At 42.0% G+C, this 26,237-nt stretch carries 34 protein-coding genes; 22 read left to right on the forward strand and 12 right to left on the reverse strand.

The window, feature by feature from the left end; genetic code table 11:
* Positions 1-9 precede the first annotated feature (9 nt).
* From HT711_RS02475 to pepF, 6 genes are all read left to right on the forward strand, one after another.
* Positions 10-1,077, forward strand: a complete 1,068-nt coding sequence (locus HT711_RS02475) for a M50 family metallopeptidase (RefSeq protein WP_173233192.1) — start codon at positions 10-12, stop codon at positions 1,075-1,077.
* 1 nt (position 1,078) lies between these two features.
* Positions 1,079-1,507, forward strand: coding sequence for an NUDIX hydrolase (locus tag HT711_RS02480; RefSeq protein WP_173233190.1), 429 nt, complete (start codon positions 1,079-1,081; stop codon positions 1,505-1,507).
* Complete coding sequence (locus HT711_RS02485) at positions 1,504-1,977, forward strand: GNAT family N-acetyltransferase (RefSeq protein WP_173233188.1); 474 nt, start codon at positions 1,504-1,506, stop codon at positions 1,975-1,977. Before HT711_RS02480 ends, HT711_RS02485 begins: the two co-directional genes overlap by 4 nt.
* A gap of 137 nt (positions 1,978-2,114) precedes the next feature.
* Entirely contained in the window at positions 2,115-3,065 is a 951-nt protein-coding gene (prmA, locus tag HT711_RS02490; RefSeq protein WP_173233186.1) for a 50S ribosomal protein L11 methyltransferase, read from the forward strand.
* A 1-nt stretch (position 3,066) separates the two neighbouring features.
* Positions 3,067-3,810, forward strand: coding sequence for a 16S rRNA (uracil(1498)-N(3))-methyltransferase (locus HT711_RS02495; RefSeq protein WP_164226094.1), 744 nt, complete (start codon positions 3,067-3,069; stop codon positions 3,808-3,810).
* Between the two features lie 10 nt (positions 3,811-3,820).
* Positions 3,821-5,617 (forward strand): oligoendopeptidase F, encoded by a 1,797-nt coding sequence (pepF, locus tag HT711_RS02500; RefSeq protein ID WP_173233184.1) that lies wholly within the window; start codon positions 3,821-3,823, stop codon positions 5,615-5,617.
* A 167-nt stretch (positions 5,618-5,784) separates the two neighbouring features.
* On the opposite strand, the gene HT711_RS02505 is transcribed toward pepF, so the two are convergent.
* The gene (locus HT711_RS02505) at positions 5,785-6,174 is read right to left on the reverse strand and encodes a nuclear transport factor 2 family protein (RefSeq protein ID WP_173233182.1); all 390 of its coding nucleotides are present in this window, start codon (positions 6,172-6,174) and stop codon (positions 5,785-5,787) included.
* A 150-nt stretch (positions 6,175-6,324) separates the two neighbouring features.
* Here HT711_RS02505 and HT711_RS02510 point away from each other — a divergent pair, with 150 nt between their 5' ends.
* Entirely contained in the window at positions 6,325-6,657 is a 333-nt protein-coding gene (locus HT711_RS02510; protein WP_000182730.1) for a helix-turn-helix domain-containing protein, read from the forward strand.
* A gap of 11 nt (positions 6,658-6,668) precedes the next feature.
* Complete coding sequence (locus tag HT711_RS02515) at positions 6,669-7,460, forward strand: DUF2785 domain-containing protein (protein ID WP_173233289.1); 792 nt, start codon at positions 6,669-6,671, stop codon at positions 7,458-7,460.
* Positions 7,461-7,567: 107 nt separating this feature from the next.
* On the opposite strand, the gene HT711_RS02520 is transcribed toward HT711_RS02515, so the two are convergent.
* The gene (locus tag HT711_RS02520; protein ID WP_000048147.1) at positions 7,568-8,332 is read right to left on the reverse strand and encodes a (S)-acetoin forming diacetyl reductase; all 765 of its coding nucleotides are present in this window, start codon (positions 8,330-8,332) and stop codon (positions 7,568-7,570) included.
* A gap of 255 nt (positions 8,333-8,587) precedes the next feature.
* Here HT711_RS02520 and HT711_RS02525 point away from each other — a divergent pair, with 255 nt between their 5' ends.
* Positions 8,588-9,256: an MIP/aquaporin family protein gene (locus tag HT711_RS02525; protein ID WP_173233180.1), complete on the forward strand. Its 669-nt coding sequence runs from the start codon at positions 8,588-8,590 to the stop codon at positions 9,254-9,256.
* A 57-nt stretch (positions 9,257-9,313) separates the two neighbouring features.
* Here HT711_RS02525 and queF read toward each other — a convergent pair whose 3' ends face one another.
* The 9 genes from queF to sstT all read right to left on the reverse strand — a co-directional run bounded on the left by queF (position 9,314) and on the right by sstT (position 15,337).
* Positions 9,314-9,805, reverse strand: coding sequence for a preQ(1) synthase (gene queF / locus HT711_RS02530; protein WP_173233178.1), 492 nt, complete (start codon positions 9,803-9,805; stop codon positions 9,314-9,316).
* Positions 9,806-9,823: 18 nt separating this feature from the next.
* Positions 9,824-10,540: a 7-carboxy-7-deazaguanine synthase QueE gene (queE, locus tag HT711_RS02535; protein ID WP_023943814.1), complete on the reverse strand. Its 717-nt coding sequence runs from the start codon at positions 10,538-10,540 to the stop codon at positions 9,824-9,826.
* Complete coding sequence (gene queD, locus HT711_RS02540; RefSeq protein WP_000464575.1) at positions 10,533-10,976, reverse strand: 6-carboxytetrahydropterin synthase QueD; 444 nt, start codon at positions 10,974-10,976, stop codon at positions 10,533-10,535. Before queD ends, queE begins: the two co-directional genes overlap by 8 nt.
* Positions 10,976-11,629 carry a 7-cyano-7-deazaguanine synthase QueC gene (gene queC / locus HT711_RS02545; protein ID WP_164226099.1) on the reverse strand — a complete coding sequence of 218 codons (654 nt, stop codon included), beginning with the start codon at positions 11,627-11,629 and terminating at the stop codon, positions 10,976-10,978. Before queC ends, queD begins: the two co-directional genes overlap by 1 nt.
* Before the next feature lie 201 nt (positions 11,630-11,830).
* Entirely contained in the window at positions 11,831-12,145 is a 315-nt protein-coding gene (gene trxA, locus HT711_RS02550) for a thioredoxin (protein ID WP_001029581.1), read from the reverse strand.
* A 15-nt stretch (positions 12,146-12,160) separates the two neighbouring features.
* A complete protein-coding gene (locus HT711_RS02555; RefSeq protein ID WP_000570253.1) occupies positions 12,161-12,382 on the reverse strand; it encodes a DUF4649 family protein in 222 nt (73 codons plus the stop codon).
* A 99-nt stretch (positions 12,383-12,481) separates the two neighbouring features.
* Entirely contained in the window at positions 12,482-12,862 is a 381-nt protein-coding gene (locus HT711_RS02560; RefSeq protein ID WP_112443854.1) for a MarR family transcriptional regulator, read from the reverse strand.
* Positions 12,863-13,004: 142 nt separating this feature from the next.
* Positions 13,005-13,958, reverse strand: a complete 954-nt coding sequence (locus HT711_RS02565; protein ID WP_173233176.1) for an aromatic acid exporter family protein — start codon at positions 13,956-13,958, stop codon at positions 13,005-13,007.
* Positions 13,959-14,131: 173 nt separating this feature from the next.
* A complete protein-coding gene (sstT, locus tag HT711_RS02570) occupies positions 14,132-15,337 on the reverse strand; it encodes a serine/threonine transporter SstT (protein ID WP_119943197.1) in 1,206 nt (401 codons plus the stop codon).
* A gap of 138 nt (positions 15,338-15,475) precedes the next feature.
* On the opposite strand from sstT, the gene HT711_RS02575 reads away from it, so the two are divergent.
* The 13 genes from HT711_RS02575 to HT711_RS02635 all read left to right on the forward strand — a co-directional run bounded on the left by HT711_RS02575 (position 15,476) and on the right by HT711_RS02635 (position 25,228).
* Positions 15,476-16,036: a mechanosensitive ion channel domain-containing protein gene (locus HT711_RS02575; RefSeq protein WP_001168881.1), complete on the forward strand. Its 561-nt coding sequence runs from the start codon at positions 15,476-15,478 to the stop codon at positions 16,034-16,036.
* Between the two features lie 63 nt (positions 16,037-16,099).
* A complete protein-coding gene (locus HT711_RS02580; RefSeq protein WP_112443856.1) occupies positions 16,100-17,005 on the forward strand; it encodes a magnesium transporter CorA family protein in 906 nt (301 codons plus the stop codon).
* Between the two features lie 16 nt (positions 17,006-17,021).
* Complete coding sequence (locus tag HT711_RS02585; protein ID WP_112443857.1) at positions 17,022-17,549, forward strand: YqeG family HAD IIIA-type phosphatase; 528 nt, start codon at positions 17,022-17,024, stop codon at positions 17,547-17,549.
* 2 nt (positions 17,550-17,551) lie between these two features.
* A complete protein-coding gene (yqeH, locus tag HT711_RS02590; protein WP_112443858.1) occupies positions 17,552-18,658 on the forward strand; it encodes a ribosome biogenesis GTPase YqeH in 1,107 nt (368 codons plus the stop codon).
* Between the two features lie 212 nt (positions 18,659-18,870).
* On the forward strand, positions 18,871-19,182 hold the full coding sequence (yhbY, locus tag HT711_RS02595; RefSeq protein WP_000060169.1) for a ribosome assembly RNA-binding protein YhbY: 312 nt from the start codon (positions 18,871-18,873) through the stop codon (positions 19,180-19,182).
* Positions 19,183-19,234: 52 nt separating this feature from the next.
* Positions 19,235-19,864 carry a nicotinate-nucleotide adenylyltransferase gene (locus HT711_RS02600; protein ID WP_112443859.1) on the forward strand — a complete coding sequence of 210 codons (630 nt, stop codon included), beginning with the start codon at positions 19,235-19,237 and terminating at the stop codon, positions 19,862-19,864.
* Complete coding sequence (gene yqeK / locus HT711_RS02605) at positions 19,864-20,457, forward strand: bis(5'-nucleosyl)-tetraphosphatase (symmetrical) YqeK (protein WP_173233174.1); 594 nt, start codon at positions 19,864-19,866, stop codon at positions 20,455-20,457. The genes HT711_RS02600 and yqeK overlap by 1 nt, the downstream gene beginning before the upstream one ends.
* The gene (rsfS, locus tag HT711_RS02610) at positions 20,458-20,811 is read left to right on the forward strand and encodes a ribosome silencing factor (RefSeq protein ID WP_112443861.1); all 354 of its coding nucleotides are present in this window, start codon (positions 20,458-20,460) and stop codon (positions 20,809-20,811) included.
* 108 nt (positions 20,812-20,919) lie between these two features.
* Complete coding sequence (locus tag HT711_RS02615; protein WP_306416186.1) at positions 20,920-21,660, forward strand: class I SAM-dependent methyltransferase; 741 nt, start codon at positions 20,920-20,922, stop codon at positions 21,658-21,660.
* Between the two features lie 9 nt (positions 21,661-21,669).
* Entirely contained in the window at positions 21,670-22,767 is a 1,098-nt protein-coding gene (locus HT711_RS02620) for a nucleotidyltransferase (RefSeq protein ID WP_173233172.1), read from the forward strand.
* Positions 22,768-22,899: 132 nt separating this feature from the next.
* Positions 22,900-23,154, forward strand: a complete 255-nt coding sequence (locus HT711_RS02625) for a type II toxin-antitoxin system Phd/YefM family antitoxin (protein ID WP_000388572.1) — start codon at positions 22,900-22,902, stop codon at positions 23,152-23,154.
* Between the two features lie 3 nt (positions 23,155-23,157).
* Positions 23,158-23,412 (forward strand): Txe/YoeB family addiction module toxin, encoded by a 255-nt coding sequence (locus HT711_RS02630; RefSeq protein WP_173233170.1) that lies wholly within the window; start codon positions 23,158-23,160, stop codon positions 23,410-23,412.
* Between the two features lie 202 nt (positions 23,413-23,614).
* Entirely contained in the window at positions 23,615-25,228 is a 1,614-nt protein-coding gene (locus HT711_RS02635; RefSeq protein WP_000404934.1) for a ribonuclease Y, read from the forward strand.
* Between the two features lie 71 nt (positions 25,229-25,299).
* Here HT711_RS02635 and HT711_RS02640 read toward each other — a convergent pair whose 3' ends face one another.
* Positions 25,300-26,112, reverse strand: coding sequence for a DUF4839 domain-containing protein (locus HT711_RS02640; protein ID WP_173233167.1), 813 nt, complete (start codon positions 26,110-26,112; stop codon positions 25,300-25,302).
* Positions 26,113-26,237: the final 125 nt, after the last annotated feature.

Genomic DNA, 26,237 nt, shown 5'->3' on the forward strand with positions numbered 1-26,237 from the left:
GGAGATTTTATGAAGAAAATTGGGATTTATTTGGTTTATGTGCTAGCTGTTGTCTTTATTATGCTGGCTTGTGCTTGTGGAACAATCGCATTTGCAGAGTTGGGGTATTCCGCAGTTTTAGCCTTTACTTTTGGTTATGCCTTCGCTCTTCTAAGCATGTATTTAATCTTTATTCTTCATGAGCTGGGTCATGCTTTTTGTGGTTACTTGACAGGCTATCGGCTGGTGGCTTTTGGATTAGGACATTTTATTTTGACCAAAAAGTCAGGCAGGTTTCATCTTAGTAGAACAGCCATTCTGAAAAATGTTGGTGCTCAATACATTGGTTTAAAAGAGGATGAAAGTGATCAAAGAATCATCCTGATGCTTTCAGGAGGCTTGATGGTTCATATCAGCTTGATATTATTGGCGATAGTGTTTGGATTTTTGACAAGAAGCTGGTATTTTGCAGGGACTTGGATTTTTCTTAATTTGTCTTTCTTCCTAAATAACATTTTGCCAGTCGGCATCACCGATGGCGCAAAAATTTGGGAATTACTACAACACCCTGAAAATACGAAATACGCCTACCTGATGTTGAGGCATTCTGCCCAGACCTTGCTAGCTCCTCAAGAATATGATTTAAAAGACTTTATCATGTCTGTTGATGAGGATGTGAGAGGGAGTTTTGCAGAAAGTGTTCGGACTCTTCAGGGATTGGTATTCATATTGGATGATAATATAGAGCTTGCAAAGCAACAGTTTCAGTCTGTGCTAGAGAAAACAGATAATCCAATGTCTAAAACTATTTCTCAATTATACCTTCTTCAAGTTGCTCTGATGGAAGGAGATAATAAGAAAGCGGAAGAATATGCAAGTATTCGAGGGGTCAAATCCTTTTTATCTCTAAAAACAGCAGATATGCAGGTCATTCAAGCTTGGTATCAATTTAAGGTAAAGAAAGATGTGGTTCAAACTCACAAGGCTATGAAGATTGCTGGACAGAAAATGAATAGCAGCCGGATGTTACGGGATGAGAAAATCTATTATCAAAACTGGTTAGCCGATCTGGAAAAGGAATTAACCGAAGGAGTCTAATATGGAAATAGAAATTTCTGATTTCACAGGCTGTAAGATTGCTTTGTTTTGTGGGGATAAGCTTCTGACTATCTTACGCGATGATAAGGCAAGCATTCCCTGGCCCAATATGTGGGAACTGCCCGGTGGGGGACGAGAGGAGGATGAAAGTCCTTTTGAGTGCGTGGCGCGTGAAGTTTATGAAGAACTTGGTGTTTATCTGACTGAGGATTGTCTGCTTTGGAGTAGGGTTTATCCAAGTATGCTTTTTGCGGATAAACAATCTGTATTTCTAGTCGGCAAGTTAACGCAAGAACAGTTTGACCAGATTGTATTTGGAGATGAAGGACAGGGCTATCAGTTAATGAATGTCGAGGAATTTCTTACTTCCAGTCAAGTTGTACCTCAGTTGCAGGGTAGATTGAGGGATTATTTGGAGGAAAGTTTATGATAAGACTTGAACGAGCAGGAGCAGAGGATTTGGAGACCATCATTGCGATTCAAAGAGCTAGCTTTAAGGCTGTCTATGAAAAATATCAAGATGAGTATGATCCTTATCTGGAGGACAGTGAACGAATCAAGTGGAAATTGGTTGAGCGTCCCAATAGCTATTACTACTTTTTGAAAGAAAAGGGAGAAAATATCGGATTTTTACGAGTTCAGACCAATGAAGAGTTGACGGAGGCTTGGCTGGGAACGGCAGCGATTTTGCCCCAGTATCAAGGAAAAGGTTATGGTTCTGAAGGATTGAAATTGCTGGAAAAGGAATTTCCAATGATTAAACAGTGGGATTTGTGTACGGTATTACAGGATGAAGGTATGGTTGCTTTCTATGAGAAGAACGGCTACCATCAAACCCATATTGAACCTGAAAAAGAAGGTATGGATATGGTTTACATGAAAAAATGCATAGAGAAATAGAAAGGATAGTTCAGTTACATTTCTAAACTGAACCCGCCCTAAACACTGTGCTAAAAAGATAAACTTCTCTTAGACACAAGCGTCTTCAGAGAATTTCCTATTTTGGCTTTGTGTTCTACGGGCTTGGTATCTTAAATATGGAAACATGGCAAGAGTTAAAAGTTACAGTCAAGCGTGAGGGAGAGGAATTGGTTTCAAATATCTTGATCGAGCTGGGAGCGCAAGGCGTTGCGATTGAAGACAGCATGGACTATGTGGGAAATGTTGACCGCTTCGGCGAGATTTTCCCAGAGGTCGAGCAGCAAGAAGAAATTGTGGTGACCGCCTACTATCCTGATACGGTTGATGTGGCAGTGGTTGAGGCGGACTTACAGGCTCGCTTAGCAGAATTGACAGATTTTATGGATTTGGGTGAGGTCAAGATGGGAACGACTGCCTTGGCTGAGGAAGACTGGGCAGACAACTGGAAGAAATACTATGAACCAGCTCGAATTACTCATGACTTGACCATCGTGCCGTCGTGGACGGACTACGAGGCGACTGCTGGGGAAAAGATTATCAAGCTGGATCCTGGCATGGCTTTTGGAACTGGGACGCATCCAACTACTAAGATGAGTCTCTTTGCCTTGGAGCAGGTTCTTCGTGGTGGCGAAACGGTGCTAGATGTGGGGACTGGTTCAGGAGTTCTTTCTATTGCTAGCTCGCTTCTGGGTGCCAAAGAAATTTTTGCCTACGACCTAGATGATGTGGCAGTTCGGGTTGCTCAGGAAAATATTGAGCTAAACTCTGGCATGGAAAATATCCATGTAGCAGCAGGAGACTTGCTTAAGGGAGTTGAGATTGAGGCAGATGTGATTGTAGCTAATATCTTGGCGGATATCCTCATTCATCTGACGGATGATGCTTATCGTTTGATCAAGGATGAAGGCTACCTCATCATGAGTGGGATTATCAAGGACAAGTGGGACATGGTGCGCGAGTCGGCTGAGTCAGCTGGATTTTTCCTTGAAACTCACATGGTTCAAGGGGAATGGAATGCCTGTGTCTTTAAGAAAACCAAGGATATTTCCGGTGTGATTGGAGGCTAGCATGCAACAGTATTTTGTCAAAGGCAGTGCTATCTCTCCTGTCACCATCGAGGACAAGGAAACCAGCAAACATATGTTTCAGGTTATGCGCTTGAAAGAAGATGATGAGGTGACTTTGGTCTTTGATGATGGAATTAAGCGCTTGGCGCGTGTGCTGGATGTGGAAGCCCGTCAGTTTGAGTTGGTTGAAGAGTTAGATGACAATGTGGAACTGCCAATCCAAGTGACCATCGCCTCTGGTTTTCCCAAGGGAGACAAGCTGGAATTTATTACTCAGAAAGTAACCGAACTAGGTGCCAGTCAAATCTGGGCCTTTCCTGCTGACTGGTCGGTCGCCAAATGGGATGGCAAAAAATTGGGTAAAAAGGTTGAAAAACTAGAAAAAATTGCTCTTGGAGCAGCAGAACAAAGCAAGCGTAATCTAGTACCGAGTGTCACACTTTTCGAGAAAAAATCAGATTTTCTAGCCCAACTAGACCAATTTGACCGCATCGTAGTGGCTTATGAAGAGTCGGCAAAAGAAGGTGAAGCCGCTGCGCTCTTACAAGCGGTCTCTGGTCTTGAAAAAGGAGCCAAACTGCTCTTTATCTTTGGTCCAGAAGGTGGCCTGTCACCTGCAGAAATTGAGAGTTTCGAAGCTAAGGGATCAGTCTTAGCAGGACTTGGACCTCGTATTTTGCGAGCAGAAACAGCACCACTTTACGCTTTATCAGCCCTTAGTGTTTTATTAGAATTAGAGAAATAAGAGGAAGAAAATGGAACAAAAACACCGTTCAGAATTTCCAGAGAAGGAACTTTGGGATTTAACAGCCCTATACCAAGATCGTGAGGATTTCTTACGTGCGATCGAGAAGGCTCGTGAAGACATCAACCAATTTAGTCGTGATTACAAGGGCAATCTTCATACTTTTGAGGATTTTGAAAAGGCCTTTGCGGAATTGGAACAAATCTACATTCAGATGAGCCATATTGGAAACTATGGTTTTATGCCTCAGACGACAGACTATAGCAATGAAGAATTTGCCAATATCGCCCAAGCTGGGATGGAATTTGAAACAGATGCCAGTGTAGCCTTGACCTTCTTTGACGATGCCTTGGTGGAAGCTGATGAGGAAGTCTTGGATCGTTTGGGTGAATTACCTCATTTGACGGCGGCCATTCGTCAGGCAAAAATCAAAAAAGCCCACTACTTAGGGGCTGATGTGGAGAAGGCATTGACCAATTTAGGAGAAGTTTTCTACAGTCCGCAGGACATTTACACTAAGATGCGAGCTGGGGATTTTGAAATGGCTGACTTTGAAGCCCATGGCAAGACCTACAAAAACAGCTTTGTTACCTATGAAAACTTCTACCAAAACCATGAGGATGCTGAGGTTCGTGAGAAATCCTTCCGTTCCTTCTCAGAGGGACTTCGTAAGCACCAAAATACGGCCGCTGCAGCCTATCTAGCCCAAGTCAAGTCTGAAAAACTACTAGCAGATATGAAGGGTTACGACTCAGTCTTTGATTATCTCCTGGTTGAGCAAGAAGTGAACCGTGCTATGTTTGATCGTCAGATTGACCTCATCATGAAGGATTTTGCGCCCGTTGCTCAGAGATACCTCAAGCATGTTGCCAAGGTAAATGGTCTTGAAAAGATGACCTTTGCAGACTGGAAATTGGATTTGGATAGTGCCCTCAATCCTCAAGTGACCATTGACGACGCCTATGATTTGGTCATGAAGTCGGTAGAACCTTTGGGACAAGAATATTGTCAGGAAGTTGCTCGCTATCAAGAAGAGCGCTGGGTGGACTTTGCTGCCAATAGTGGTAAGGATTCTGGTGGCTATGCGGCAGACCCATATCGCGTGCATCCTTATGTCCTCATGAGCTGGACAGGCCGTTTGAGCGATGTCTATACCTTGATTCATGAAATTGGGCATTCTGGTCAATTCATCTTTTCAGATAATCACCAAAGCTACTTCAACGCCCATATGTCGACCTACTATGTTGAAGCGCCGTCAACCTTCAATGAATTGCTTCTCAGTGACTACTTGGAGCACCAGTCTGACGACCCTCGTCAAAAACGCTTTGCTCTTGCTCACCGCTTGACAGACACCTACTTCCATAACTTTATCACTCACCTTTTGGAAGCAGCCTTCCAGCGTAAGGTGTATACATTGATTGAAGAAGGAGAAACCTTTGGAGCAAGTAAACTCAACAGTATTATGAAGGAAGTCTTGACGGATTTCTGGGGAGATGCCATTGAAATTGACGATGATGCAGCTTTGACTTGGATGCGCCAAGCTCACTACTACATGGGCTTGTATAGTTACACTTACTCAGCAGGACTAGTCATCTCGACTGCTGGTTACCTCCATTTGAAACATTCAGAAACTGGAGCTGAAGACTGGCTCAAACTTCTCAAATCAGGTGGTAGCAAGACACCACTTGAGTCAGCTATGATTATCGGTGCTGATATTTCAACAGATAAACCACTCCGTGATACAATTCAATTCTTGTCAGACACAGTTGACCAGATCATCGCTTACAGTGCCCAGTTGGGAGAGTAAATTAAAAGAGTCTGGGACAAAAGTCTAACCTTAAATATAAAAAGCGAACAAAACGAGTTATCTGAAACTCAGAATTCTGTCTTGTTCGCTTTTTTTCTAATCTATCGATTTAAAAATTTAGAATAAAGAATTCCTAAAATCAAAATTTTTTGTCCTGGCCTCTTAAATTATCCCCAAAAGCTATCTTCTTCAGCTTGATCTGAAGAGAAGAGCCAAACTTCTTTGATTTTTCCGTCTTCAATGCGGAAGAGTTCAATCCCGTTCATATTGAGTTCAGTACCATCAGCACGTGTTCCAAGAAAAGTAACATTAGCTGCGATTAAATCCTTATTGTCAGAAACCCAATTTGTTATCACCTTAAAGGTTCCATTGGTTTTCTCAGCAAATGTAGCCAGGTGAGTTCCTAGTTTGTCCTTGCCAACAACTGAACCAGATACACTATGGTTACCAGGTTGATGCCAGATAATATCGTCTGCCATCGTTTCAAAGACACCAGGAAAGTCACCAGCAATTAAAGCTTGGTTATAAGCATTGAAAATTTCTAAGTTTGTTGACATATCTATTCTCCATTTCTTTTTTATGATATAATTGTAACAGTTACAAACAAAAATACAAGTAGACACTTTTTCGATAGCTAGTATCAAAAGTAGTACTATTATTGATACTAAAAGATAAATTTTTTTAAAAAAATAGAAAGAAGATATTTTATGACAAATAAAGTGAGTGAGTATGGTATTTGTCCATTTGCGACAACGCAGAGGGTTTTAACGGGGAAATGGGCACTGGTAATCATTTATCAGTTGAGTACGGGTACCAAACGATTTAAAGAATTGCAGAGATTATTGCCTGGGATTACTCAAACTATTTTGACCCGTCATCTCCGTCAATTAGAAAAGGATAAGATTGTTCAACGAAAGGTCTATGCCGAAGTTCCACCACGAGTTGAGTACAGCTTAACCGAAATGGGGCAGGAATTCAGAGTTGTTTTAGATGCTGTCGAGAAATGGGGTCTAGATTATATCAAGTTGCTAGAAATGTAGAGGTATTGACCATGTATCAAGAGTTACTCAGAAAAATAGCAGAAGAAAAACCAAGTTATCATGAGGAAGAAATCCAATGGTTGCTTGACCATTTGGGAGATTCTTCTCCAGAAATTCGCGATGACCTTGTTTTTACAAGCTTTGCTAGGGGGATTCAGGAAGAGCTATTTACACAGGAACAATTTTATTTCATTGCTGAAGGGATTTCATCTGATGGAGGGTTAGATAAAGAGATTGATAAGGTAGGCTTGTCAACCCTTGAACGTTCTTTTAGGGCGCTTATTTATGTAAATCTCTTGTCTGCGGATGCCAACCAGCAATCGATTTTTTATCAGGAATTAAATGCAGGAATTCGTAATGTCCTTTTAAATCAAGGTTTGTGTTATCTTTCAAAAGAAAAGGATACAAGGGGTTTTTCAAGTCAATATGGTTGGGTTCATGCTTTTGCACATGGAGCCGATTTACTGACAGAGGTGGTTTGTCATCCAGACTTTCCTAAAAACAGAATTCATGAAGTATTTGACATACTTGATCATTTATTTAAAAGAATTACCATTCGTTTTACAGATGATGAAGATTGGCGTTTAGCCAGAGTGCTTTATGAACCGATTTTACAAGGGAAGTTGGAGCAAGAGCAAGTGACTTCTTGGATAAAAACTGTTGATTTTCCGATAGAAGAAAGGAAAGATTTTTATAAATTTTCCAACTTCAGATCCTGTCTGTTGGAAGTCTATGTCCAACTTGACCAGAGAAATAGTTTACAAGATGACTTGAAAGAAGCTATCCAGTCTTTTCAATACTAGAGATAAGCTAATAGTACTTATTGAAAGAGTTTCTATTGTATCCTCCTAACTAATAATGAAAACTAACAAAAGAGGTTGAATCATTTTCCAACCTCTTTTTGTGTATCTTAATGGAATTGCATACCACCATCAACGATAATGGTTTGTCCTGTAATGTAGTTTGAATCTGGTCCTGCAAGGAAGCTGACGGCAGCAGCCACATCTTCTGGTTCAGATAGACGTTTTAGAGTAATATCTTTTGCAAATGTCTGCATACCCCATTCGTCATCTTTTCCTGCATTTTTACCAACTTCATGAGCGATGTCGTACATCATTGGTGTTTTCACAATACCTGGTGCGTAGGCGTTAACAGTGATGCCTGAGTCTGCTAAATCACGTGCTAATGTTTGCGTAATTCCGCGAACAGCAAATTTGGTTCCACCATAAACAGTTAGATTTGGATTACCGACTACACCAGCTTGAGAGGTTGCGTTGATAATTTTACCTCCGTGGCCAAGTGCTTTAAATTGTGCTTGTGCAGCTTGTGAACCCCAAATGACACCACCAACGTTGATACCGAAAGTGCGTGTAAATTGTTCCTCAGTAATTGTATCAAGAGGAGTAGTGGGAGCAACACCAGCGTTATTTACGACAACATTCAAATCACCAAAATGGTCAACAACCTTTTGAAATGCTTGTGCAACTTCTGCCTGTTTCGAAACATCGGCCACGACAGCAAAGGCATTTTCAGCTGATAATTCGGCAACAGCTTTTTCAGCTGTTTCGGGATTGTAGTCTAAGACTCCTACCTTAAAGCCATCTTGAACCAATCGTTTTGCGATTGCAAAACCGATTCCTTGACCTGCACCTGTGACAATAGCAACTTTAGACATATGATTCCTCCTTGGTATCCACGATACCATTTAAACGTTCATAAAAGAACAGCAAAGTTGTAAAAATTAGTTCAAATTAGGGACTGAATAACTAATTAGAACTATATTGACATTATATAACTTTAGAAAAAATGTTTCAAATAAATGCTACCGTTTTTATAGAATTCTATCCTGAAAATTTCCAATCAATTTTCTTGAAACCTTTTCCCTCTTTTGATAGACTAGTATCTAGTTTTTGAAAAAAGGAGAAAGAGAATGAAAAAATTTGTCGCTGAGTTAATCGGTACGTTCATGCTTGTGTTCGTTGGGACAGGGGCTGTTGTTTTTGGAAATGGTCTTGATGGCCTTGGTCACCTTGGAATCGCCTTTGCCTTTGGTTTGGCAATCGTGGTGGCAGCCTACTCAATCGGAACTGTTTCAGGTGCTCACTTGAACCCGGCTGTTTCGATTGCTATGTTTGTTAACAAACGTTTGTCATCTTCAGAACTTGTAAACTACATCCTTGGTCAGGTTGTTGGAGCTTTCATCGCTTCTGGCGCAGTCTTCTTCCTCTTGGGTAATTCAGGTATGTCAACTGCTAGCCTTGGTGAAAATGCCTTGGCAAACGGTGTCACTGTCTTTGGTGGTTTCTTGTTTGAAATCATCGCAACTTTCTTGTTTGTCTTGGTTATCATGACTGTGACTTCAGAAAGTAAGGGCAATGGCGCGATTGCTGGTTTGGTAATCGGTTTGTCATTGATGGCGATGATTCTTGTCGGATTGAAGATTACTGGACTTTCAGTAAACCCAGCTCGTAGCTTGGCACCAGCTGTCTTGGTAGGCGGCGCAGCCCTTCAACAAGTTTGGATTTTCATCCTTGCACCAATCGCTGGTGGAGTTCTTGCAGCCCTTGTTGCGAAAAACTTCCTTGGAACAGAAGAATAATTGAAACTCAAAAAGCCTTGCTCCTCATCTTGAGGAACAGGGCTTTTTCGTATGAGTTTAGCGGTTGTCAATTTTCTCTGGATAAAGGTCGTGTTGGAAGAGGCGTTGTTCTGCCAAGCCTTCAAACTTAGTTCCAGGTTTACCGTAGTTGTAGTAGGGGTCGATTGAAATGCCACCGCGCGGAGTGAATTTTCCCCAGACTTCTAAATAGCGAGGGTCTAGCAAGTTGACCAAGTCTTTCCCGATGGTGTTGATACAGTTTTCGTGGAAATCTCCGTGGTTTCGGTAACTAAAGAGGTAGAGTTTGAGGGATTTTGACTCAACACAGAGCTTGTCAGGGATGTAGGAAATATAGATAGTCGCAAAGTCTGGCTGAGCGGTAATAGGGCAAAGCGAGGTAAATTCAGGACAGTTAAATTTGATAAAATAGTCATTTTCCACATGACGATTGTCAAAAGATTCGAGGACATCTGGTTGATAGTCAAAGATATAGTTGGTTTCTTTGTTGCCGAGGAGGCTTAGGTTTTTCATTTCTTCTTGTTGTGACATGATTTTTTCTTTCTAATCTTAAACACCACGTTGGTTATCGTAGAGGAGGGTATGGAGTTGAGGAAGGACGCGGACATTGCCCCAGCTATCGTCAGTAGCGACGCGTTCCCAGAGTTCTTTGAGACGGTTCAGTTGATCTTGGATAATATTGCCTGTGGCCTTGGGCTCAGGATTTCCAGCCGATAAGAAGAGGACATCTGGTTGGTAGCGTTCTTGTATTCCTTTAGCAAAGGCTAAATCTGCATCATCAAAGACAGGGATTTTAAAGGTGACCTTGTCTGGATCCAGTTGGGAAACGATAAAGTCCAAGGTCTCAAAGTTGACTTCCATCTTGGATGAAGGAGGTTTGGGACTCAGGGTGACTTGGTCGATGTCTTTTAACCAATTTTGCCAGCGAGAACCTTGAGTCTCGACAGCAAGGGTGACACCGCGTTCCTTGAGCTTAGTGACCAATTCGGCCATATTGGCTGCTAGGATAGCAGGATTTCCCCCAGACAGGGTGACATAGTCGTAGCTCCCCAATTTATCCAACTCAGCAATGACCTCGTCAGCTGTCATACGAGTTGGCTTTTCAGAGCCATCCCAAGTAAAGGCAGAATCGCACCAGTCGCAGTGGTAGTCGCAACCAGCAGTGCGGACAAACATGGTTTTCTGCCCGATAGCACGGCCTTCACCTTGAAAGGTTGGGCCAAAAATTTCCAGAACTGGTAGTTTGAGGACACGTTCCCTAGTCATCTAACCACTCCCGTCTAAACTCTGCAAAGGCAGTCGGAGTCTCATAGAGGCGAACGTATTCCAAACGGAGACCGCGCTCGTCTGGCAACTCTTGACTCATGGTTTGGAAAATCCAGTAAACCATATTTTCAGCAGTCGTGTTCATATAGGGAAGAGTTTCATTGAGATAGCGATGGTCCAGGTGGGGCTCTAAGTAGTTCTTGTAGATCGCTTTGATGTCTCCGAAATCGTAGGTCATGCCACGTTCATCTAAAAATCCACTGACAGCAATCTGCAAATGATAGGTGTGGCCGTGCAGGGACTTACATTTTCCCTCATAGTGAAAGAGGTGGTGGGCAGCATCGAAGGTAAACTCTTTTGATACCAAGGTTCTGTGAGGATTGTAGACCAGAGACTCCCCAGTTTCCTGTTTGATTTCTTTGGGTGCAAAAAACATTAGTCCTTTCCTTTCTGTGAGAGATAAACATCTAGACCATGTTGACGTAGGTGGCAGGCTGGGCAATCTCCACAGCCACTCCCTATAATTCCGTTGTAGCAGGTTAAGGTCTTTTCACGAACATAGTCAAAGGCACCGAGTTGGTCAGCCAATTCCCAAGTTTCAGTCTTGTCCAGCCACATGAGAGGTGTTTGGATAACAAAGTCGTAATCCATAGCAAGGTTGAGGGTAACATTAAGGGATTTGACAAAGACATCTCGACAATCGGGGTAGCCTGAGAAGTCTGTCTCGCAGACACCTGTCACGATGTCTTTAATGCCCCGTTGCTTAGCAAGAACAGCCGCAAAGGATAGAAAGAGGTGGTTGCGACCATCAACGAAGGTATTGGGAATCTCTCCTTCTTTTTGCTCAATCTCCATATCAGAGGTCAGGGCATTTTCAGTGATTTGTCCCAGCAGAGACATATCTAGGATGTGATGGCGAATCCCCTGTTCCTTAGCGATTTCTTGGGCAACTTGAATTTCAAGATGGTGGCGTTGGCCATAGGCAAAGGTGACAGCTTCGACTGTTTCATAGTGTTCTTTAGCCCAAAAGAGGCAGGTTGTAGAATCTTGACCGCCACTAAAGACGACCAAGGCAGATTGACGTTTCATAGTACTCCTTCCAAAATGGGAAATGTTCAGAGCACGCAAAAAGCTCCCTTGAGGGAGCTAAAAAATACCAAGTCAAGGTTTTTTTTAGCGATGGCATGTCCCAAACATCGTAATATTCTACTTACAGTCTAGCATATTTTTTGAAAAATGGCAAAGAGCAAGAAAAAAGAGACCAAAGAAAGTACTTGGTCTCTAGTTTGATTAGCTCAATTCAGCAACGATGGCCTTGATTTGTTCTGCTGTGTGAACACCAGCAACTTGTTTGACAACTTGGCCGTCTTTTTTGAAGAGAAGAGTTGGGATAGACATGATTCCAAAAGCACGAGCTGTGTTTGGATTTTCATCAACGTCCATTTTAACGATTTTCAAGACATCTTCTGAAAGTTCTTCAGACAATTTATCCAAGATTGGACCTTGCATACGACATGGACCACACCAAGTTGCCCAGAAGTCTACCAAGACCAAACCGTCTTTTGTTTCTTGTTCGAATGTTGCATCTGTAATTGCTTTTGCCATTGTATTTCTCCTTTTTTAGTTATATTGGCTTAAATCTTGTTTCTTGAGATAGAAGAAGATGTCTCCATAAGTCCCATGGTAGTCCAAATCATGACCCTTATAAGTCAATTTTTGGACAGGGTAGTAGTCTGCGACGCCGATAAGGCAAGCTTGCTGCGAACGATCAAAGTCTTCATAAGACTCGAAAGTCACAGTTCTTTCGTTCTTGCTGGCATCTAAATAGGTGATTTCAATCATGTTTAAAACTCCTTTGTTTAATGATGACTTTATTTTACTCCTTGTAGAAGAGAATGTCAAGAAAAATGATTGCGCACGCAACTTTTTTCTAAAATCATCTCAAATCAAGAAATCCAAACCAGTTTCCAAGCTTGCTTCGACAGCCTTTTGTAGCGAGGTCAGTGTCTTTTGCCCATCACTTGTCAGGCAGATAAAACTAGAGCGTCTATCTTGATGGCAACACATGCGACTGAGCAGACCGCAATTTTTAGCTTCCAAACGAGCCACCATCCGAGAAACAGCGCTCGGGCTCAGATGAAGCTTATCTGGCAGGTCAATCTGGCGTAGAGATTTTTCTTCAGCCAAGTCCAGATAGTAGAGCAGGTAAAACTCTTTCAAGGTCAGACTTTGCTCGCTCTTCTGGGCAATGGTCTCTTCCAAGAGACTTTCAATTTCTTTCTGACGCCGATTGAAGTCAAACCATTTTTCCAAATAGGTCATAGTATCTCCTTTCTTTTTAGAGTTGTAAATAGAAGAAAGTCCATTTACGGACAGTCTCTGCATCACAAGATGATTGTGCATGCAATAATTATACTACTTTTCAAAAGAGCTAGCAAGTTCTGTTTTTTAGTGGTTTTCTTTTTTACTGTCCATATTTTTGGTAAAAATCAACTTTTACTTGGATGAAGGTTTTGGCTTCACGTAGGAGTTGAAGAAGGGTGGCACGGGTTTCAAATTCGTCTCTTGTCTTGGGCAGACTGCGGTTCCGGAAGACTTCCAGATAGCGTTCAATTTCATCTAGCAAATCAGAAGCAGGATTGGTCTGGCTTAGTTGACTAGCAATTTTTGAAAAGAGTTGGGCCAAAATCAGGCTTTCACTGGCAGCTAGGTGACAGGTGTTGATTTGGTGGGCCATATTTCGCAGGATACGACTTTGTCGCTGTCTCATCTCAAAGTAGTGGATATGGTAGTCGGTTTGGTGAAAGAGGTGGTCAGAGTGATCCAAATAGACCAGTCTGAGGGCTTCTTCTAAAAGTGTGTCTAATTCCTCTACCAACTGTGCTCGGTTGCGTCCATCCCCTCTGGATAAATAATATTTGAAACGCTGGAGGATATCTTTTAACTTTTCTTCCACCAGCGTGTGGTAGTGCTGGATTTCCTCTTCTCGTGAAGGCATGTAGAGATTGACCAGTAAGGCAAATCCTGTACCGATAGCAAAGAGAAGGAATTCATTGACTAGAAGGTCTGGAGAGGTTGATTTTTGCACCAAGAGATGGCTAACCAACACGCTACTTGGTGTGATGCCAATTTCCCAGCCCATCTTATAGGTCAGGGGAACATAGAGGGCTAGATAGAGGCCGAGGCTCCAGATATGAAATCCGCTCAGGTGAAAAGCTAGAACACCGATAGCCAGAGCTAGGAGCATGGAAAAGAGTCGATTGCGAGCCAGTTTTAAAGTACTTCTACGCGTATCAGATAGGCTCAAGAGAGCGATAATTCCGGCCGAAACTGCTGAGGAAAGATTGAGAAAATAAGCAAGCAGGCAGGCAAGGCAGGTAGCTAAGATGAGCTTGGTCGTACGTTGGCTAATAGACATAAGAATTTCCTGATAATACTCAATGAAAATCAAAGAGCAAACTAGGAAGCTAGCCGTAGGCAGTACTTGAGTACGGCAAGGCGAAGCTGACGTGGTTTGAATTTGATTTTCGAAGAGTATAAGTTAGAATAAAAGAGCAAAAGACAAAACCTGAGCAGGCTTGCCTTTATGAGTTATTTTTTACGGGCTGCTGCGTATTCGGCAACGGCGGTAAAGAGAACATCTGTAGAAGAGTTAAGGGCTGTTTCACATGAGTCTTGGATGACCCCAATCACAAATCCAACCCCAACAACTTGCATGGCAATATCGTTAGAAATACCGAAAAGGCTACAAGCAACTGGGATAAGAAGGAGGGAACCTCCCGCAATACCAGAAGCACCACAGGCTGAGATAGCTGCTACTACACTGAGGACAAAGGCTGTGGCAAAGTCAACAGGGATTCCCAGAGTATTTACTGCAGCAAGGGTCAAAACGTTAATGGTAATCGCTGCCCCTGCCATGTTGATAGTAGAACCAAGTGGGATAGAAACAGAATAGGTATCTGGGTTTAGCCCGAGGTCATGGCAGAGTTTCATGTTGACAGGAATGTTAGCCGCAGAACTACGAGTGAAGAAGGCTGTCACACCGCTGACACGGAGGCAGTTCCAAACTAGAGGGTAAGGATTGCGTCTCATAAAGAAGAAGGCAATCAAAGGGTTGACCACAAGGGCAACAAAAAGCATAGTCGTTACTAATAGAACCAATAAAATACCGTAGTTGGCAAGGCTTCCGATTCCCTTATCGGAAATAGTTTTGAAGACAAGACCAAGGATTCCAAATGGAGCCAGGTTGATGATCCATTCGACAATTTTAGAAGTCACGTCAGCGATAGTTTTTAGCAATTCTTTACTATTTTTGCTGGCTTCTCTCATGGCAATTCCGAAAACAACTGCCCAAGATAGGATACCGATGTAGTTGGCAGTAATGAGGGCATTGACTGGATTGTCAACCAGTTTGAGCAAGAGGTTGCTGAGGACCTGCCCAATCCCATCTGGTGGTGCAATTTCAGTATTGGCACTATTTAGGGTAATTTCAATAGGGACGATGAAACTTGCTAGTACAGCTACAAGAGCAGCAGCGAAAGTCCCTAGGATATACAAGAAAATAACAGTTTTCATATTGCTATCTTGCCCCTTTTGATGTTGGGAAAGGGCATTGGCAACGAGGGCAAAGACTAGGATAGGAGCAACAGCTTTTAGACCTCCGACGAATAAATCCCCGAGTAGCCCAATTCCTGAGAGATTAGGAAGGGTCAGTCCTAGGATTCCCCCACAAAGCATACCAATCAAGATACGCTTGACAAGGCTTGCCTTATTCCAAGCATGAATGATTCTTTTCATAATAATCTCCTTTTTATGTAGTGATTATGATTATAGTATAAATGATAGGCAAAATCAAGAATTTTCTGTCTATTTTTTGAATATTTATGGAGAATGAGACCGATAAAAGTATGGTATAATGAAATAAAGGAGTTTTATATGCAAAAATTTATTCAAGCTTATATTGAAAAGCTAGATGTGACAACTATTATCGAGAATATTCTCACCAAGATCATTTCTCTTTTACTGCTTTTGATTGTATTTTATATTGCTAAAAAAATGCTTCATACTATGGTGCAGAGAATTGTCAAACCTTCTCTAAAAATGTCTCATCATGATGTCGGGCGCCAAAAGACTATTGCGCGTTTACTAGAAAATGTGTTTAATTATACGCTATATTTCTTTTTACTCTACTGTATTTTATCGATTTTAGGCTTACCTGTATCTAGTTTGTTGGCTGGAGCTGGGATTGCTGGGGTGGCCATTGGGATGGGAGCCCAAGGTTTTCTGTCTGATGTCATCAATGGCTTTTTCATCCTTTTTGAACGTCAACTGGATGTGGGAGATGAGGTCGTTCTGACAAATGGTCCTATTACTGTATCGGGCAAGGTCGTCAGCGTGGGAATTCGTACGACCCAGCTTCGTAGCGAGGAGCAAGCTCTTCACTTTGTTCCTAACCGAAATATCACAGTTGTTAGCAATTTCTCACGCACAGACTAGACCTGTTATTTTAAGTAATTTGTGGTACAATAGAAAGAGTTTAATTTTAATAAAGGAGAAAAGATGGTTTTAGAAAAGCAGTTGGGCAATGGTTGTACCTGGATAGACCTTGATGTGGATAAGATTAAAAATATGGAAGATCTTTCTGACATCTATGGATTGGACAAGGAAACCATTGAGTATGCTCTGGATAGAAATGAACGAGCTCATATGGATTATAACCGTGAAACGGAGACGGTAACCTTTATTTATAATGTTCTTGATTTAGAAAAAGACAAAGAATATTATGAAGCGATTCCGATGACCTTTATCGTTGAAAAACAACGAATGATTACCATCAGCAACCATAAGAATGCTTATGTCATTGATCAGATGTCAGCTTATCTGGATAGCCATGAGTCGCTTTCTATTTACAAGTTTCTCTTTTCTGGTTTAGAGATTATCAGTAACGCTTATTATCCTGTCATTGAAGAGATGGATAAAAGTAAGGACGAAATTAGTGCCTTGCTACGTCAAACTACAACAAAGAAAAATCTCTTCGCCCTCTCTGACTTGGAGACTGGTATGGTTTACTTGACAGCAGCAGCAAAACAAAATCGACTCCTCTTGGAACATATCCAGGGCCATGCTCTTTATCGGAGATTTAATGATGTCGAACGAGAGCAGTTTGATGATGCCATGATTGAAGCCCATCAGTTGGTGTCTATGACAGACTTGATTTCTCAAGTCTTGCAACAACTCTCAGCTTCTTACAACAACATCCTAAACAATAACTTGAATGATAGTTTGTCAATTTTGACTATTATCTCCGTCTTACTAGCAGTACTTGCGGTTATTACAGGTTTCTTCGGAATGAATGTTCCTCTACCATTTACAGAAGAGCCAAATGCTTGGATTTATATCTTAATGGCTAGCTTGATTTTATGGGCAGCCTTATCTCAATGGATGAAGAAAATTACTAGAAAATAAAAGAGAAGGAGCCAGAATGGCGATTGAAAATTACATGCCAGATTTTGCTGTGGAAGCAGTTTATGATCTGACAGTCCCAAGCCTGCAGGCGCAGGGAATCAAGGCTGTTTTGGTCGATTTGGACAATACTCTCATTGCTTGGAACAATCCTGATGGTACGCCAGAGATGAAACAATGGCTACATGACCTTCGGGACGTGGGTATTCGCATCATTGTGGTATCAAATAACACCAAAAAACGGGTCCAACGTGCAGTTGAGAAGTTTGGGATTGATTACGTTTATTGGGCTCTGAAGCCCTTCACATTTGGAATTGACCGTGCCATGAAGGAATTCCACTATGAGAAAAGTGAAGTGGTCATGGTTGGCGACCAGCTCATGACAGATATACGAGCAGCTCACCGTGCTGGCATTCGCTCGATTTTAGTCAAACCCTTGGTCCAACATGACTCGATTAAAACGCAGATTAACCGAGCTCGTGAGCGTCGTGTCATGCGAAAAATCACTGAAAAGTACGGACCGATTACATATAAAAAAGGAATTTAACTATGGAAGAAATTCTCTGTATTGGTTGTGGAGCAACCATTCAGACGACAGACAAGTCTGGTCTTGGTTTTACCCCCCAGTCGGCACTTGAAAAAGGTTTGGAGATTGGCGAAGTCTATTGCCAACGCTGTTTCCGTCTCCGTCATTACAATGAAATCACGGATGTCCAGTTGACAGACGATGATTTCCTCAAGCTCTTGCACGAGGTGGGAGACAGCGATGCCTTAGTGGTCAATGTCATTGATATCTTTGATTTTAATGGCTCTGTCATCCCAGGCTTGCCACGCTTTGTATCGGGCAATGATGTCCTCTTGGTGGGAAATAAAAAAGATATCTTGCCCAAGTCTGTTAAACCAGGCAAGATTAGCCAGTGGCTCATGGAACGTGCCCACGAAGAAGGTCTTCGTCCAGTCGATGTCGTCCTAACTTCAGCCCAAAACAAACATGCCATTAAGGAAGTCATTGACAAGATTGAACACTACCGTAAGGGCCGCGATGTCTATGTGGTCGGTGTGACAAACGTTGGAAAATCAACTCTAATCAATGCCATCATCCAAGAAATCACGGGTAACCAGAATGTCATCACGACTTCACGCTTCCCAGGGACAACCTTGGACAAGATTGAGATTCCTCTTGACGACGGATCTTATATCTACGATACGCCGGGAATCATCCACCGTCACCAGATGGCCCACTACTTGACGGCTAAAAACCTCAAGTATGTCAGCCCTAAAAAGGAAATCAAACCTAAAACCTATCAGCTCAATCCTGAACAAACCCTATTTCTAGGTGGTCTCGGACGATTTGATTTCATTGCGGGAGAAAAGCAAGGTTTCACAGCCTTCTTTGACAATGAATTAAAACTCCATCGTACCAAGTTAGAAGGTGCTAGTGCCTTTTACGATAAGCACGTCGGAAGCCTTTTGACACCACCAAATAGCAAGGAAAAAGAAGATTTTCCAAAATTGGTCCAACATGTCTTTAATATCAAGGAAAAGACAGACCTAGTCATCTCAGGCCTAGGCTGGATCCGCGTAACAGGCACCGCCAAAGTCGCCGTCTGGGCACCAGAAGGCGTTGCCGTCGTCACACGAAAAGCAATAATTTAAAACAAAATCACTGAGCGAACAAAGTGAGCTCATAAAAAGATAGTTATTGCCGTGGTGTTTTGCCAATCTGTAGATTGGCAAGGGGCATAATTGAGACCAAGGCTCAATTGTGAGGTCAGGAAATCCATTTTTCAAAGATGAGATCTTTGGAAAATTAGTTCCGACCGTCCCTCACCACCTAAAATAACTATCAAAAAACAAGGAAGAAAATTATGTCATTAACATCAAAACAACGTGCCTTCCTCAACAGTCAGGCACACACCCTCAAACCCATCATCCAAATCGGGAAAAATGGACTCAACGACCAAATCAAAACCAGCGTCCGTCAGGCTCTTGATGCCCGTGAATTGATCAAGGTTACTCTTTTGCAAAACACCGATGAAAATATCCACGAAGTAGCTGAAATTTTGGAAGAAGAAATCGGTGTGGATACAGTCCAAAAAATCGGACGCATCTTGATTTTGTTTAAACAATCCAGCAAGAAAGAGAATCGCAAGATTTCTAAAAAAGTCAAAGAAATTTGACCCCCATACTCCAAACAACTGTTTTTTACAGAGAAATAAAGGAGACTAGCCTATGGCAATCGAATTATTGACTCCCTTTACTAAGATAGAGTTGGAGCCAGAAATCAAGGAGAAAAAACGCAAACAAGTTGGGATTTTAGGGGGGAATTTTAACCCTGTTCACAATGCCCATCTTATTGTTGCGGATCAAGTACGCCAGCAGTTGGGATTGGACCAGGTTCTGCTCATGCCTGAATACCAACCTCCTCATGTAGATAAAAAGGAAACCATCCCTGAACACCATCGTCTCAAGATGCTTGAGTTGGCGATTGAGGGGATTGAAGGACTAGCCATTGAAACCATTGAGTTGGAGCGCAAGGGCATTTCTTACACCTACGACACCATGAAGCTTCTAACTGAGAAGAATCCAGATACAGATTATTATTTTATCATCGGTGCCGACATGGTGGACTATCTGCCCAAGTGGTACCGAATTGATGAACTGGTAGATATGGTTCAGTTTGTGGGAGTTCAGCGCCCACGCTACAAGGCAGGGACTTCCTATCCAGTTATCTGGGTGGATGTACCTCTCATGGATATCTCATCCAGCATGGTGCGTGACTTCCTTGCCCAAGGACGGAAACCCAACTTTCTCCTACCTCAGCCAGTGCTAGACTATATCGAGAAGGAGGGGCTTTACTGATGGCCTATCAAGACCATATCAACTGCTCTCGTGAGGCTTTGTTGGAAAAAATGGCAGAGCTTCTACCTGAGAAACGTCTAACCCATTGTCTAGGTGTGGAGCGTGCCGCTATGGAATTAGCTCAGCGATTTGGAGTCGATACCGAGAAAGCAGGTCTAGCAGGCCTTCTTCATGACTATGCTAAGAAGTTGTCAGATCAGGAATTTCTGGATTTGATTGACCGTTATCAGCTAGACCCTGACCTCAAAAACTGGGGCAATAATGTCTGGCATGGTATGGTCGGAATTTACAAGATTCAAGAAGACTTGGATTTGCATGATTCTGAAATCCTGCGAGCCATTGAAATCCATACAGTTGGGGCTGGTCAGATGACAGATCTTGATAAGGTCATCTACGTCGCAGACTATATCGAGCACAATCGAGCCTTTCCTGGAGTAAATGTGGCGCGTGAGATTGCAAGTCTATCGCTTGATAAGGCAGTGGCCTATGAAACATCTCGTACCGTAGAGCATCTAGCTCATCAGGGATTCCCCATCTATCCCCAAACTCTTGAAACCTATAACGCCTTTGTGTACTATTTGAAAGAGGACTAAATGAACGAAAAAGAATTACTAGAACTAGTCGTGAAAGCGGCTGATGAGAAACGTGCGGAGGATATCCTCGCACTTGATGTACAAGATTTGACTAGCGTGACGGATTACTTTGTTATTACTAGTTCAATGAATAGCCGTCAGTTGGATGCTATCGCTGACAATATCCGTGAAAAAGTAGCGGAAGCTGGTTTTAAAGGCAGCCATATCGAAGGCGATGCAGCTGGGGGATGGGTCTTGCTAGACCTCGGTGCTGTCGTTGTGCATATCTTCTCAGAAGAAATGCGTGCCCACTATAACCTAGAAAAACTATGGCATGAGGCAAATTCAGTAGATATTTCAGAAGCTCTTGCTTAGAAGATGAACTTAGTTGTAGTCAACTGGGTTTCTTTGCTTATTTTAGAAAATTGGATAGAAAGGTGAGGGCGAGTGGTGTTTGCCATGTAGGCTCTTGGTATCATGATTATGGCAACTTATGAAACTTTTGCGGCGGTCTATGATGCGGTCATGGATGACAGTTTATACGACAAATGGACTGATTTTTCGCTGCGTCATTTGCCAAAAACTAAGGAGAGAAAGAAACTCTTGGAATTGGCTTGTGGAACAGGTATCCAGTCTGTTCGCTTTTCTCAAGCTGGTTTTGATGTGACTGGGCTTGATTTGAGTGCGGATATGTTGAAGATTGCTGAGAAGAGAGCTTCTTCAGCCAAACAAAAGATTGATTTTATGGAAGGCAATATGCTGGATTTGTCTAAGGCAGGTCAATACGACTTTGTCACGTGTTACTCAGACTCAATCTGCTACATGCAGGATGAGGTGGAAGTAGGGGACGTCTTTAAGGAAGTGTATAATGCCCTCAACGAAGACGGAGTTTTCATCTTTGATGTGCATTCGACTTACCAGACGGATGAGGTTTTTCCAGGCTATTCCTACCATGAAAATGCGGAAGATTTCGCTATGCTTTGGGACACCTATGAGGACGCGGCGCCTCACTCCATCGTGCATGAGCTGACTTTCTTTGTCAAGGAGGCTGACGGCTCCTTTAGTCGTCACGATGAGGTGCATGAGGAGCGGACCTATGAAGTCTTGACCTATGATATTTTGCTGGAACAGGCTGGATTTAAGTCTTTCAAACTCTATGCAGACTTTGAGGACAAGGAGCCGACAGAGACAAGTACCCGTTGGTTTTTTGTCGCGCAGAAGTAGGAGATCACTATGACCATCACAGGTATTATCGCGGAGTTTAATCCTTTTCATAATGGGCATAAATACCTGCTGGATCAGGCTGAGGGACTGAAAATCGTAGCCATGTCTGGAAATTTCATGCAACGTGGAGAGCCTGCTATCGTTGACAAGTGGACACGGGCCCAGATGGCACTGGAAAATGGAGCGGATCTGGTAGTGGAATTGCCCTTTTTAGTCAGTGTTCAGGCAGCAGATTTCTTTGGTCAAGGAGCTGTGGATATCTTAGCTCAGTTAGGGATTGATAACTTAGCCTTTGGGACGGAGGAAGTTCTAGATTACCAGAAAATCGCTGACTTATACACAGAGAAAGGTGCTGAGATGGAGAAATTTGTGGAAAATCTGTCTGATTCTCTCTCTTATCCCCAGAAAACCCAAGCCATGTGGAAGGAATTTGCTGGTCTTGATTTTTCTGGCAATACGCCCAATCATGTTCTTGCTCTTGCTTATGCCAAGGCAGTTGCAGGACGAAATATCAAGATGCATCCGATTCAGCGTCAGGGGGCTGGTTACCATTCTGTGGATAAATATGTGGACTTTGCCTCGGCGACAGCCCTGCGTCAGCACCAGAAGGACCAAGATTTTTTAGAACGCTTTATGCCTTCTATTGTCCTATTTGAGCAGGCTAGTAAGGTGAGCTGGGAAGACTATTTTCCTCTGCTCCGCTATCAAATCTTGTCAAATCCAGACCTAACCACCATCTATCAGGTCAATCAAGAAATGGCTGTGCGCATCAAGGAAGCTATCAAAAAAGCTCAGTCTGTTGACGAATTGGTCGAGGCGGTTGCCACCAAACGTTACACCAAGGCGCGTGTCAGACGGCTCTTGACCTATATCTTGGTGCAGGCTAAAGAAAGTGACTTACCAGAATCCATTCATGTCCTTGGATTTACTGAAAAAGGCAGGAAACATCTCAAGTCTTTGAAAGGTCAGGTCAATCTAGTCAGTCGAATTGGCAAAGAGCCTTGGGATACTATGACCCAAAAGGCAGACCAGATTTACCAACTGGGAAATCCAAGTATATCAGAGCAGAATTTTGGAAGAGTGCCGATTAGAATAGAAACAAACTAAGTCTACTGAAAGGTGGACTTTTTGAGATTTTTTACGAATAAATAGATAGAAAAAGAAAATCTTGTACAAGTTCCTGACAATTTCTTTCTTTTTGTGTATAATAGTGGAAAAGAGGTAAAACGAGGTATGATTATGGAAGCAGTTCTTTACTCAACGTTCCGAAATCATTTAAAAGACTACATGAAGAAGGTAAACGATGAATTTGAGCCTTTGACGGTGGTTAATAAAAATCCAGATGAGGACATTGTAGTTCTTTCAAAGAGCGAATGGGACAGTATTCAGGAAACACTGAGAATCGCTCAAAATAAGGAACTTTCTGATAAGGTTTTGCGAGGAATGGCTCAAGTTCGTGCTGGAAGCACTCAAGTCCATGTTATTGAGGAGTGAGGAATGCTGCTCAAGTTTACAGAAGATGCGTGGGCAGATTATTGCTACTGGCAAACTCAGGATAAGAAAACACTAAAAAGAATCAATAAACTAATCAAGGATATTCAACGTGATCCATTTACAGGAATAGGAAAACCAGAGCCGCTCAAATATGAGTACCAAGGAGCCTGGTCACGGCGTATTGATGCAGAAAATCGCTTGATTTATATGATGGATGGAGATAGCGTGGCTTTCTTGTCCTTTAAAGATCATTACTAAGTCTACTGAAAAGTAGGCTTTTTCTCAAATCTCTACTAAACAACTATTTCTAAACAACAATTTTATTTTTGTAAATGCATTCCAAATTCCATTCCAAATTCCCCAAAACATATTCTATTTTAGGTTTGTGAAAATCACTTTTTTATGGTAGAATGTAAAAGAATGTATGTCATTCGGAATAACAATAAAATGAGGTAAAAACATGGAAATCATGTCGCTTGCGATTGCTGTTTTTGCCGTCATCATTGGTTTAGTCATTGGATATGTCAGCATCTCAGCCAAGATGAAATCATCTCAGGAAGCTGCGGAGTTGATGCTTTTAAATGCTGAACAAGAAGCAACTAATTTACGTGGACAAGCTGAGCGTGAAGCAGATTTACTTGTTAATGAAGCCAAACGTGAAAGCAAGTCTCTTAAAAAAGAAGCACTATTGGAGGCCAAAGAAGAAGCCAGAAAATACCGTGAAGAAGTGGACGCTGAATTTAAATCAGAACGTCAAGAACTCAAACAAATCGAAAGTCGTTTGACCGAGAGAGCTACTAGCCTTGACCGTAAAGACGACAATTTGACGAGTAAAGAACAAACACTTGAACAAAAAGAACAAAGTATTTCTGATAGAGCGAAAAACCTTGATGCGCGTGAAGAGCAATTAGAGGAAGTCGAAAGACAAAAAGAAGCAGAACTAGAGCGTATTGGTGCTCTGTCTCAGGCAGAAGCACGAGATATTATCTTGGCACAGACAGAAGAAAACTTGACTAAGGAGATTGCCAGCCGCATTCGTGAAGCTGAGCAAGAGGTCAAAGAACGTTCTGACAAAATGGCCAAGGACATCCTGGTTCAAGCTATGCAACGTATCGCTGGTGAATATGTAGCGGAGTCAACAAACTCAACGGTTCATCTGCCAGATGATACTATGAAGGGACGCATTATTGGTCGTGAAGGTCGTAACATTCGTACCTTTGAAAGTTTGACAGGGGTCGATGTCATTATCGACGATACACCAGAAGTGGTGACCTTGTCAGGATTTGACCCGATTCGTCGTGAGATTGCCCGTATGACTATGGAAATGTTGCTCAAGGATGGTCGTATCCACCCAGCTCGTATCGAAGAGTTGGTTGAGAAAAACCGTCAAGAGATTGACAATAAGATCCGTGAATACGGTGAGGCAGCAGCCTATGAGATTGGTGCGCCAAACCTTCATCCTGACTTGATGAAAATCATGGGTCGCTTGCAGTTCCGTACTTCATATGGACAAAATGTCTTACGTCATTCGATTGAGGTTGCTAAGTTGGCTGGTATCATGGCGAGCGAACTTGGTGAAAATGCGGCTCTTGCCCGTCGTGCTGGATTCCTTCATGACATCGGAAAAGCCATTGACCGCGAGGTTGAAGGAAGCCACGTTGAAATCGGTATGGAATTGGCACGTAAGTACAAGGAACATCCAGTTGTGGTCAATACGATTGCTAGTCACCACGGCGATGTCGAAGCCGAAAGTGTCATTGCAGTGATTGTCGCTGCAGCAGATGCCTTGAGCGCAGCTCGTCCAGGTGCTCGTAGTGAGTCTCTTGAAAGCTACATCAAGCGTCTCCATGATTTGGAAGAAATTGCTAACGGCTTTGAAGGGGTACAAAATAGCTTTGCCCTTCAAGCAGGACGTGAAATCCGCATCATGGTCAATCCAGGACAAATCAAGGACGACAAAGTCACAATCTTGGCTCACAAAGTTCGTGAGAAAATTGAAAACAATCTCGATTACCCAGGAAATATCAAGGTAACCGTGATTCGCGAGCTTCGTGCAGTAGATTATGCTAAATAAATAAAAAACTGAGGTCAGTGCAATCTGACTTCAGTTTTTTTGAATAAATTATTTGAAAATAATTCGTTATATTATCGAGGTGAAATCTCAATTGGGGATATATAGATTAAATCTTGAGTAGAGTTATAATTTCCGATTTTTGCTTTTATATGTATATTCTGCCCTATCTTAATATCGTCACCATTAAATGAATTAAATATAGGGTTTGATATTATAGTAATTTGAGGAATTTTGAAATTAGGACCTGAAGCTTCATCAGGATGATAATCTCCAGAATGTATGAGAACATCATACTTTGATTTTAATTTGGATAGATAGGCAATATTTCCATCGAATTCAATAGTTTGATTTTTATGTTTTTTAACAAAATCTATTATTGTGTTTGAATCTTCAGTCTGCAATAGTGCTTTAAATTCCTCATTATTTTCAGTCGTGATTACAGCTGATTGAGCTGGACTTGTTGATGAGTATTCGGTAGAACTTGATGAGGTACTAGTTGAACTAGAGGAAATAGATGTAGAACTTTGTGATGTAGATGATGCCTCATTTGTTTTTTCGACGGATTTTTCCACAATGGAACTAGTTTCTGTAGATGTAGAAGTAGGAACAGAAGTTGACTTATCTGAGTTTCCTCCAAATAGAACCAACAGAAGAATAATAAATATTACAGCAACACCAATTAAATATGGAATTAGTTTTTTTACCTTTAATTCCAGTGGGCTTAATGGTGTAATTTCAACCTCAGCTTCTTTTTCAAAAAAACCAAATACTCCAGCATTTCCTTCTTCAATAATATTGATTTTAACCTCATTTTTTTTGAGATTGAGTTCATACAAGCCATTTTCAATAGCTTCATCGATATTTTTTCCTTTATAAATTGGCATAAATCTCTCCTTTTATATTAGTAGTTTCATTATCTCTTAAATGGAATAAAAAGGCAAGTCTTTTTTAAGGGGGCTACCTTGTATAAATCATAGATTATCATAGATTATGGTAAATTCCCAAACTA

Source organism: Streptococcus sp. 1032, from assembly GCF_013277015.1.
GTDB lineage: Bacteria > Bacillota > Bacilli > Lactobacillales > Streptococcaceae > Streptococcus.